The 10,842-nt window shown below is 68.8% G+C and carries 7 protein-coding genes; all 7 read left to right on the top strand.

Annotated features, from left to right (window positions below; translation table 11 throughout):
• Nucleotides 1-40: 40 nt before the first annotated feature.
• Nucleotides 41-601 carry a DUF2306 domain-containing protein gene (locus J2728_RS04645; protein WP_309996972.1) on the top strand — a complete coding sequence of 187 codons (561 nt, stop codon included), beginning with the start codon at nucleotides 41-43 and terminating at the stop codon, nucleotides 599-601.
• Nucleotides 602-642: 41 nt separating this feature from the next.
• Nucleotides 643-1,083 (top strand): DUF2141 domain-containing protein, encoded by a 441-nt coding sequence (locus J2728_RS04640; RefSeq protein ID WP_309996970.1) that lies wholly within the window; start codon nucleotides 643-645, stop codon nucleotides 1,081-1,083.
• An 11-nt stretch (nucleotides 1,084-1,094) separates the two neighbouring features.
• Nucleotides 1,095-2,561, top strand: coding sequence for a carotenoid oxygenase family protein (locus J2728_RS04635; RefSeq protein ID WP_309996968.1), 1,467 nt, complete (start codon nucleotides 1,095-1,097; stop codon nucleotides 2,559-2,561).
• Nucleotides 2,562-2,639: 78 nt separating this feature from the next.
• Nucleotides 2,640-3,335: a TetR/AcrR family transcriptional regulator gene (locus tag J2728_RS04630; protein ID WP_309996966.1), complete on the top strand. Its 696-nt coding sequence runs from the start codon at nucleotides 2,640-2,642 to the stop codon at nucleotides 3,333-3,335.
• Between the two features lie 271 nt (nucleotides 3,336-3,606).
• On the top strand, nucleotides 3,607-5,847 hold the full coding sequence (locus J2728_RS04625) for a TonB-dependent receptor (protein WP_309996963.1): 2,241 nt from the start codon (nucleotides 3,607-3,609) through the stop codon (nucleotides 5,845-5,847).
• A gap of 83 nt (nucleotides 5,848-5,930) precedes the next feature.
• Entirely contained in the window at nucleotides 5,931-7,253 is a 1,323-nt protein-coding gene (locus J2728_RS04620) for a spinster family MFS transporter (protein WP_309996961.1), read from the top strand.
• A gap of 88 nt (nucleotides 7,254-7,341) precedes the next feature.
• Nucleotides 7,342-10,704: a glycosyltransferase gene (locus J2728_RS04615; protein WP_309996958.1), complete on the top strand. Its 3,363-nt coding sequence runs from the start codon at nucleotides 7,342-7,344 to the stop codon at nucleotides 10,702-10,704.
• Nucleotides 10,705-10,842: the final 138 nt, after the last annotated feature.

Genomic DNA, 10,842 nt, shown 5'->3' with positions numbered 1-10,842 from the left:
AGGCGATCGGTCGCCCCGCTCGAACCGGGAGTGAAGGAAGATGGATGCGAAGGCCAAGTCAATCGGTCGCCTCACGCTGGGCGACGACGGCCTGAGGAATGCGATCCTCGGCGTGGCTCTGGCGATCCTGGTGGTCGTCGTGGCGGCGCCGAACATGTTCACGAGCATGGCCGCCTTCCTGATCGAGCGCGGCGTGCGTCCCCACGCGCCAGACCTGGCCCTGCTGGCGGCCCAGCCGCTAGCGATCAAGATCCATCTGACCGCCGCCGTGACGGCCCTGCTGATCGGCGTCGCCCTGATGACGCGGGTGAAGGGGACGGGCCTGCACAAGACGCTGGGCTGGACCTGGGTGATCGCCATGGGCCTCACCGCCGTCAGCTCGCTGTTCATCCGCCAGCTGAACCACGGCCACTTCAGCCTCATCCACCTGCTGTCCGGATGGACCATCGTCGGCCTGCCCGGCGCGGTCTACGCGATCAAGCGCGGCAAGGTCGGGGCGCACCGCAAGGCCATGACCGGCATGTTCGTCGGCGGCCTGCTGCTGGCCGGCCTGTTCGCCTTCATTCCTGGCCGGCTGCTCTGGGCCCTGTTCCTGGGCTGAGCCGATCCCCTTCCCGACACATCGACACAAGGAGTCTCGACATGACCCTCTCCAAGACCCTTCTCGCCGGACTGGCCTTCGCCGTCCTGGCCGCCGCCCCGGCCGCCCGCGCCCAGCAGGCGCTCGGCGACCTGACCCTGTCGTTCCCAGGTCTCGCGACCAAGTCGGGCAAGGTGATGATCGCCGTCTATGACAGCGCCCAGGGCTGGGCCGCCGGCAAGGCCGCGCGGATCGCCGTCGCCAACGCGTCCGACCCCGAGCCCAGCGCCAAGATCGAGGCGCTACCGGCCGGGACCTACGCCGTTCGCGTGTTCCAGGACATCGATGGCGACGGCAAGATGAGCAAGAACCCGTTTGGCCTGCCGACCGAGCCCTACGGATTCTCGCGCGACGCCATGGGCGCGATGGGCCCGCCCACCTTCGACGAGGCCGCTTTCCAGGTGAAGGCCGGCGCCAACGCTCAAGCGCTGCGCCTGAAGTAGGGGAGGGGACCATGAACCGACGCGACATCCTGCGCGGCGCGGCCCTGATGGGCGGGGCCGCCCTGCTGACCCCCGAGACGGTCTGGGCCGCCGCCGCCAACGTCCAGGCTGGGGATTGGACTCTAGGCCTGGCCGACGTCGAGAGCGACGTGGCCCCGACCGCCCTGACCCGGCTGCACGGCCGCGCCCCGGCCGAACTGAAGGGAACCTTGTTCCGCAACGGCCCGGCCAAGTTCCGGCGTCCGGGCGGCTCGGTCGGTCACTGGTTCGATGGCGACGGCATGGTCCGCAAGTTCCAGATCGCCGACGGGCAGGCCCGCATGGCCGCCCGCTTCGTCGACACGGTCAAGCGCCGCAACGACACCGCCGCCAATGCCGTCATCACGCCGGGATATGGCACCGCGCCGGGCCCCGCCGCGCGCTTGACCGGACCCGACGACGCCAACGCCGCCAACACTTCGGTGATCATGGCCGGCGGGGAGCTGTGGGCGCTGTGGGAAGGCGGATCGCCGACCGCGCTGGATCCCGCCACGCTCGAGACGCGCGGCTTCAAGACCCTGAGGCCGGACCTCAAGAGCATGCCGTTCCTGGCCCATCCGCGCGTCCAGCCGGACGGGACGATCTGGAACCTCGGCCTGTCGGGGCGCCGCGCCATCGTCTGGAAGCTCGCCGCCGACGGCGCGCTCCAGAAGGCCGAGATGATCGAGCTGCCGCGCGCCAGCTACATGCACGACTTCACGGCGACCGCGCGCCATCTCGTCATCCTGCTGCAGCCGTGGGTGGTCGGCCGCTTCCAGATGCCGATCTCCACCGCCATGACCTGGAAGCCGGAACTGGGGACCCAGGTTCTGGTGATCGACAAGGACGACCTGTCAAAGCGCCGTGTGTTCGAGTTGCCGCCGTTCTTCTTCTTCCATCTGGGCGACGCCTGGGAGGAGCGCGACGGCGCCATCCGCTTCGACGCCTGCGTGGACGAGAACCCGTTCGGCACGGCCCAGAACGCGGGGCTGTTCCTGCAAGGCCACCATGTGCCGGGTCCCCCGCCGAGCCGCGCGCTGATCACCCTGCGCCCCAACGGTCGCGGCGAGCTCGCCAGGGACGCCGTCACCGCCGAGTTCCCGCGCGGCGACGCCCGCTTCGCCGGCGAGGTCCGCCAGTATTCCGTTCACCTGACCAACGAACAGCCGGACCGCCCGCTGTTCCAGGGCGTGGCCGTGCGCGACTGGAAGCGCGATCGCGATCAGGTCTTCGGCTTCGGCCCGCGTCACCTGGTCGAGGAGATGGTGTTCGTCCCGCGCCCCGGCTCCAGCCAGGAGCTGGACGGCTGGCTGGTGGGGACGACGCTCAATCTGGACGCCAAGGCCACCGAGCTGCACGTGTTCGACGCCCGCCGCGTCGAGCAAGGCCCGATCGCCGCCTGGCGCGCGCCCGTCGCCCTGCCGGTCACCTTCCATGGCGTCTTCGTACAGAGCGCATGAGATAACACCGGTCCTTGCCAGGCCCGCCGGGTTGCGCCTATCCGAGGACGGAGCGCAATCAGGGCGGGCCCTTTTCTCATGACCGCAGCCAAGACCGGCGTCCGCCCCGGCGGACGGGGCCGTCCGTCCAAGGCCAAGGGCCTGGACCTGAAGGAGACGATCCTCGACGCGGCCGAGGGCCTGTTCGCGCGCCACGGCTTCTACGGCGTCACGACCCGCCAGGTGGCGGCGGAGGCGGGCGTCGACACGGCGCTGATCCATTACTACTTCGGCGCCAAGCGCGAGCTGTTCGACGCGGTGTTCCTTCGCCGGGCCGAGATCCTGAACCAGGCTCGCGAGGCCTCGATGGACGCCTATCTGGCGGACCATGGCGGCGCGATGACGGTGGAGGGCGTCATCGAGGCCTTCATCGACCCGCTGCTGCGTATCTCTCAGGACGGCGGTCCCGGCTGGAAGAGCTACTTCGCCCTCGTGGCCCAGGTGAACAACACGCCGGCCTGGGGCGGGGAGACGATGACCCGCTTCTTCGATCCCGTGGTCCACCGCCTGGTCGAGACGCTGAAGACCGTCCGGCCCCAGGCCGAGTATCGCGACCTCTACTGGTGCTACCAGTTCCTGACCGGCTCGATGATGCTGGCCCTGTCCGAGACGGGACGGATCGACTCGCTGTCGGAAGGCGAATGCCATTCCAGTGACCTGGAGGCCGTGCGAGCACGGCTCTTTTCCTACTGCGCCGCCGGCTTCGAGGCGGTGATCGCCAAGGCCGGCGCGTAATATCCTTCCCCGCTTCGCGGGGGAGGTGGCCCAGAGGGCCGGAGGGGGCGAGCTCCACCGACCTCCAGCTAGCCCCCTCAGTCGCTCCACGACAGCTCCCCCGCATCGCGGGGAGCATCATTTTCACCATTTGGTGAAAAAGGGCTGGCGCGCCGCGCCGGTTCGGGTGATGGTGTCCGCAATTCGCTGTTCGATGAATTGGCGAAACTCCCGAGCGAGCGTCCGCGAAGACGGACCGATCGGGACGGGCGGAAACGAGGGAGGGAAACCCATGACTTCGATGTGGAAGGCCGCATTGCTGGCCGGCGCGGCGTTCTGCGCCATCGCGAGCGAAGCTTCGGCGCAACAGGCTCCGGCCGCCGACGACAGCGTCGGCGTCGAACAGGTGGTCGTCACCGCCCGCCGGCGCGAGGAGAACCTCAAGGACGTGCCGGTCGCCGTCTCGGCCTTCTCGGCCGACAGGCTGGAGCGCTCGGGCGGCACGGATATCACCGTCCTGCAGCAGACCACGCCCAACATCACCGTGCAGACCGCGCGCGGTTCGAACTCGACCCTGATCAGCTACATCCGCGGCGTCGGCCAGCAGGACCCGCTGTGGGGCTACGAGCCCGGCGTCGGCCTCTATGTCGACGACGTATATATCTATCGCCCGCAAGGCGCGGTGCTCGACATCTTCGACATCGAGCGCATCGAAGTGCTGCGCGGCCCGCAAGGCACGCTGTATGGCCGCAACACCATCGGCGGCGCGATCAAGTACGTGACCAAGCGCCTGGGCGACGAGGCCGGCGCCAAGGTCAAGGCCACCTACGGCAGCTATAACCAGACCGACGTGCTGGTTTCCGGCCAGACGCCGATCGGCGGCGGCCTGTCGGTGGGCGGCGCGTATGCTCTCTACAAGCGTGACGGCTACGGCAAGAACCTGACCACGGGCGCCGAGCACTACGACAAGGACGTCCAGGCCTATCGCCTGAGCGCCGAGTACAAGCCGACCGAGGACCTGTTCTTCCGCCTGGCCTACGACCACGTCACGGACGACTCCAACCCGCGTCATGGCCACCGCGAGCTGCCGGCCCTGACCGGAGGCTACAAGGTGCTGGACGTCTATGACACCCAGGCCGGCCTTGGCGACAAGAACCACGTGATGACCAAGGGCCTGTCGCTGACCGGCCAGTGGAACGTCACCGACAAGGTCACGCTGAAGTCGATCACCGCCAACCGTCGCGGTCACACCGACACCCTGATCGACTTCGACGGCACGCCGGCCCCGACGCTCGACATTCCGGCCACCTATGACGACCGCTCGTTCTCGCAGGAGCTGCAGGCCGTCTACGCCGACGAGAACGTCCAGGGGGTCTTTGGCCTCTACTACATGAACAGCCAGGCCTCGGGCGAGTTCGACACCATCGCCGGCAACCTCGGCGTCTCGATCGCCGACGGCGGCAAGGTCAGCACCCAGAGCTTCGCGGCCTTCTTCGACTTCAGCGCCAACCTGACGGACCGGCTGAAGGTCTCGCTGGGCGCCCGCGCCACCCGCGACGCCAAACGCGCCAACGTCTTCCGCCTGTTCTATCTCGGCGCGACGCCTTCGCCCTATCAGGGCGGCGCCCCGCGTCCAATCCTGCAGACGCGCACCAACTACAGCGCCGAAAAGACCTTCGAGCAGTTCACCCCGCGCATCTCGGTCTCGTACGAGCTGTCCGACGACCTGACGACCTACGCCTCGTTCTCCAAGGGCTACAAGTCGGGCGGCTGGGACATGCGCGGCGACGCCTTCATCACCCCGCAGACCGTCAATGGCTACAAGCCCGAGGTCGTGAAGACCTACGAGGCGGGCCTGAAGGGCTTCGCGCTGGAACGCCGGGTGTCGTTCTCGTCGGCGATCTTCCTGTCTAAGTACACCGACCAGCAGGTCACGACCCAGGTCGTGGTGCCGTCGGGCATCGCCAGCTCGGTCGACAACGCCGGCGCCTCCACCCTGTACGGCGGCGAGTTCGAGGCCAGCGCCAAGCTCGCCCCGAGCCTCACGGCCAATGTCGCCCTCGGCTACATCCACGCCAAGTACGACACCTTCAGCCGCTTCGTGCCGGCCGGGGCGCCGAACCCGCTGAACCCGTCGCAGACCCTGGCGACCGGCCAGGTGATCAACGTCGCCGACCTCTACGGCTTCCAGAACACGCCGAAGTGGACGGGCAATGTCAGCCTGACCTGGCGCGGCGAGCTGGCGGGCGGGGATCTGGCGATCACGCCGATGGTCAGCTACCGCGACAAGTACCAGCAGTTCGAGCAGCCCCTGCCGGCCCTGGACCAGAAGGCCTTCACCCTGGTGGACCTGACGGCGATCTGGACCGCGCCAGGCGGCAAGTACAAGCTGGCCCTGACCGGCAAGAACCTGACCAACGAGCGCTATCGCACCGGCGGCTACAACTTCTCCGGCGCCACCTACAACAACTCGGTGATCGGCTTCTACGGACCGCCGCGCACCGTCGCGGGCTCGATCGAGGTCGCGTTCTGATCTAGGCGAAAGCTGGGGCGGGGCTTGCTGCAACGAGCCCCGCCCGATTTTTATGTAAGCCGTGGCGTAAGGTGGGGCGATCGATGAGCGACAATGGAAACGCGGCGCCGGAGAAGGCGTCCAACTATCGCTACATCGTCCTGGCCATGCTGGTGCTGGCCTACACCTTCAATTTCCTGGACCGGCAGATCCTCGGCATCCTGGCCAAGCCGATCAAGGACGAGTTCGGCCTGACCGACGCCCAGTTCGGCCTGATGGGCGGCCTGGCCTTCGCGCTGCTCTACACGACCCTGGCCATTCCGATCGCCTGGCTCGCCGACCGCTTCAGCCGCGTCTGGATCATGACGGCCGCCCTGACCCTGTGGAGCGGCTTCACCGCCCTGTGCGGCGTGGTCGGAAGCTTCGGGCAGCTCTTCCTGGCCCGGATGGGCGTGGGCATCGGCGAGGCGGGCGGCGTCGCCCCGGCCTATTCGCTGATCTCCGACTATTTCCCCAAGCATCAGCGGGCGCGAGCCCTGGCGGCCTACGCGTTCGGCATTCCGCTGGGCACGGCGGCGGGCACCCTGGTCGGCGGCCTGCTGGCGGTCCACTACGGCTGGCGGACGGCCTTCATCGTCGTGGGCCTGCTGGGCGTGCTGCTGGCGCCGGTGTTCCGCCTGGTGGTGCGCGATCCGCCGCGCGGCGGCGCCGATCGCGCGCCAGGCCAAGCCGCGCCGCCGCCCGCGCCGGCAGCGCCGCTGGGCCAGGTGGCGCGCCTGCTGGCCGCCAAGCCGAGCTTCTGGCTGCTGTCGCTGGGCGCGGCGTCCTCGTCGGTCTGCGGCTACGGCGTCGCGGCCTGGCTGCCGTCGTTCTTCATGCGCAGTCTGGGCCTGACCCTGTCGCAGACCGCCTGGTATTATTCGGGCATCGCCTTCCTGGGCGGCGTGGTGGGCATCTGGCTGGGCGGCGTGATGGCCGACAAGCTGGGGGCCAAGTCCAAGGCCGGCTATCCGCTGACGCCCGCCGTGGCGTTCCTGATCTCGGTGCCCTGCTTCCTGTTGGCGATGAACAGCGGCGTTCTGGTCGGCGGTCTGGGGGGGCAGGCCGCCCTGGCCGTCGCCTTCGTGATCTTCCTGATCCCGACCGGCCTGAACCTGACCTGGCTGGGCCCCATCACCGCGGCGGTGCAGCACCTGGCTCCCGCGCCGATGCGCACGACGGCCTCGGCCCTGTTCCTGCTGATCAACAACCTGCTCGGCATCGCCGTCGGCCTCTACTACTTCGGCAAGGTCTCGGACGTGCTCAAGCCCGTCTTCGGCGCGGAGTCCCTGCGGTGGGCGATCTATACCGGCATGGGCTTCTATCTGCTGGCCGCGCTGCTGTTCTTCCTGGCCTCGCGCCGGCTGGACCGCGATTGGGTCGACTAAGGGGGCGGCCGTAAGCCGCACCGCCACCACCGCCACGCTTCGGTCAAGATCGGGTATCAAAGCCGCGCGGCAAAGCGCGAGCGACCCGATGACCCCCGAAGACCGCCCTATTTTTCACGATCCCACGGGCAAGCGTGAACGGCGGGCCAAGCTGGTCCTCGGGATCGTCATCTCGCTGATCGCCGCGCTGGTGGCGGGCTTCGTCGCGACCCTGGCCTTCGCGCCGCGCCTGCCCGACGCGCCGTTGAAGGACCCTCGCGTCCTGACCGCCCTGCACCAGGAGACGCCGCGCAAGACCAAGCCGGTCACCTCGTGGCGGCGCGTCCCGCGCCCCAAGGTCGCGCCGAACGGCGCCGCCACGCGACCGCTGTCGGTGGGCTTCTATGTCGACTGGGACGAGGCCAGCCGCGAGTCCCTGCGCCGTAACATCGACAAGCTGGACGTCGTTTCGCCCCAGTGGGTGGCGATCAAGGGCGCCGGCGGCGACATCACCGTCGTCGACGATCCGGAAGGCGCCGCGCGGATCGCCGCCGCGCCCAACCACCCGGCCGTCCTGCCCCTGGTGCACAACTCCGCCGACGCCGGGTTCAACGGACCGCTCGGCGACGCCCTGCTGACCGACCCGAAGGCCCGATCCAAGCTGATCGCCAACCTCGGGGACCTGGCCGCCCAACGCGGCTTTGGCGGCTACGTGTTCGACTTCGAGGCGCTCTCCGACAAGGGCCTGGCCGCCTATCCCAAGTTCCTGGCCGAGGCTCGCGCCGTCCTCCAGCCCGCCGGCCGCGAGGTCTGGGTCGCCGCGCCCTACGACGCGCAAGGCTGGCCGCTGAAGCGTCTGGCGCGGGCCTCGGACACCGTGGTGCTGATGGCCTACGACCAGCATTACGCCGGAGGGGAACCTGGCCCCAACGCCGGCCAGGACTGGTATCAGGCCCAGCTCGCCAAGAGCTTCGCCGAGCTCGACCCGGCTCGCACGGTGCTGGCCCTGGCCGCCTACGGCTACGACTGGACGCTGGACAAGAATGGCCGTCCGACGTCGGGCGCGCCGTCCACGTTCGACGAGGCGATGCGCAACGCCCAGGACGCGGGGGCCACGATCCGGATGGATCCGGACGCGCTGAACCCCACCTACGCCTACACCGACGACGATGGCGACGATCACGTCGTCTGGTTCATGGACGCAGTCACCCTGTTCAACCAGGTCAAGGTCACCGACCCGTGGAAGCCGCGCGGCTATGCCCTCTGGCGGATGGGCATGGAGGATCCGGGCGTCTGGTCGCTGTTGGGCAAACCCTATGGCCAGGCCTCCGTCGCCGGGCTCACCACCCTCGCCAACGGCCAGGGCGTCGATTTCGACGGCGGCGGCGAGGTGCTGCGGGTCGCGGCCCTGCCGACGCCGGGCAAGCGCGGCCTGCGGGTCGATCCCGCCACGGGTCTGATTTCCAACGAAACCTACGACGTCATTCCCAGCTCCTACGTCATCGAGCGCTACGGCCAGCGCAAGGGCATGGTCGCCCTGACGTTCGACGACGGGCCCGATCCGCGCTGGACGCCGAAGATCCTCGACATCCTCAAGGCCAAGCACGCGCCGGCCACCTTCTTCGTGATCGGCCAGAACATGCAGAAGCGGCCGGGTATCGTGCGGCGCGAGGTGGCAGAGGGCCACGATGTCGGCGGCCACAGCTGGACCCATCCCAACATCGGCGAGACCCCGCTGCCGCAGGTGCAGGTCGAGCTGAACGCCACCCAGCGTCTGTTCGAGGTGTTGACCGGCCGGTCGATGCGCCTGTTCCGGCCGCCATACTTCGGCGACGCCGAGCCCTCGACCCCGCACGAGGTCGCGCCGCTGGTGATCGCCCAGACGCTTGGCTACATGACCGTCGGCCTGCGGATCGACCCCGACGACTGGCAAAAGCCCACCCCCCAGCAGATCATCGACCGCACCCTCGACCGCCTGGACAATCCGGGCGATCGGCCAGGTCAGGTGGTGCTGCTGCACGACGCCGGCGGCGACCGTAGCCACACGGTGGCGGCCTTGCCGGGCCTGATCGACGCGATCCGGGCGCGCGGCTACAAGCTGGTCACCGTCGGCGAGCTGGCCGGCATGACGCCCGAGCAGGTGATGCCGCCCACCTCGCGCACGGCGCTGGATCTCGCGATCGACCGCCTGGGCTTCGACTTCTTCCGCTGGACTCAGGCCGCGATGGCCGCGCTGTTCATCCTGGCGATCTTCCTGGGCGTGGCGCGACTGGTGTTCCTGGCGAGCCTGGCGCTGGTTCACCGCTATTGGACGCACGAGGAGCCGGCCGATCTCGATCCGGAGAACGGCCCGCTGGTCAGCGTGCTGATCCCCTGCTTCAACGAAGAAAAGGTGATCGCCGCCTCGGTGGCGCGGATCCTGGAGTCGGATTGGAAGAACCTCGAGGTCCTTGTCCTCGACGATGGCTCCAAGGACGGAACGGCCGACGAGGTGCGCAAGCACTTCGCGGATGATCCGCGCGTGACGCTGCTGTCGTTCGAGAACGGCGGCAAGGCGCGGGCGGTCAATCGCGGCCTCGCGGTGGCCAAGGGCGAGTATGTGGTGGCGCTGGACGCCGACACCCTGTTCCCGCGTGACACCATCGGCCGCCTGGCGCGCTGGTTCCAGGATCCGGACGTCGGCGCGGTGGCCGGCAACGCCATCGTCGGCAACCGCGTCAACATCGTCACCCGCTGGCAGGCGCTGGAGTACGTGACCGCCCAGAACCTGGAGCGCCGGGCGCTCTCGGCGCTGGGCGCGGTGACGGTGGTGCCCGGCGCCGTCGGGGCCTGGCGCAAGAGCGTTCTGGACGCCTTGGGCGGCTATCCGTCGGACACCCTGGCGGAGGACCAGGACCTGACCATCGCCTGCCAGCGCGCGGGCTGGAAGGTCGCCTTCGATCCCGAGGCGCGCGCCTATACCGAGGCTCCGGACACGGTCGGCGGCCTGCTCAAGCAGCGCTTCCGCTGGTCGTTCGGCACGCTGCAATGCGTGTGGAAGCATCGCCGGGCGATGTTCAGCCGCAAGACCCCGGTGCTCGGCTTCGTCGCCCTGCCGCAGATCTGGCTGTTCCAGATCATCCTGGCCGTGGCCGCGCCCCTGGTGGATCTGGCGGTCGTCTGGAGCTTGATCAGCGGGCTCTACGGCGCGATCGCCCACCCCGTGGAGTGGCGTCCTGACGACATGCTGCTGGGGCTGGCCTACTGGGCGATCTTCATCGCGGTGGATCTTTCGGCCGGCGCCCTGGGCATGGCCCTGGAGAAGCGCGCGCCGTGGGCCGACCTGCCGTTCCTGCCCGTCCAGCGCTTCGGCTATCGCCAGCTGATGTACTACGTCGTGGTCAAGTCGGTGGTGATGGCCGTCCGAGGCGGTCGCGTCGGCTGGGGCAAGCTGGAGCGGCGGGCGACCGTCTCCGTGGCCTCCGACAGATGACATCCTGCGCTGTCCGGATGGAAAACGTTGTCATCTCGCGGAAAGAGTGTGACCGGTAACAATTCCGCAACGTCAAGGCTTTCTCTTGCCGGGCCAGGGCAGGGGATGCGCGATGACCTCTCATCGGGCGAGATAAGC

The organism is Caulobacter segnis (genome assembly GCF_031454995.1).
GTDB lineage: Bacteria > Pseudomonadota > Alphaproteobacteria > Caulobacterales > Caulobacteraceae > Caulobacter > Caulobacter segnis_E.
This window is presented reverse-complemented; position numbering and strand designations above follow the sequence as displayed.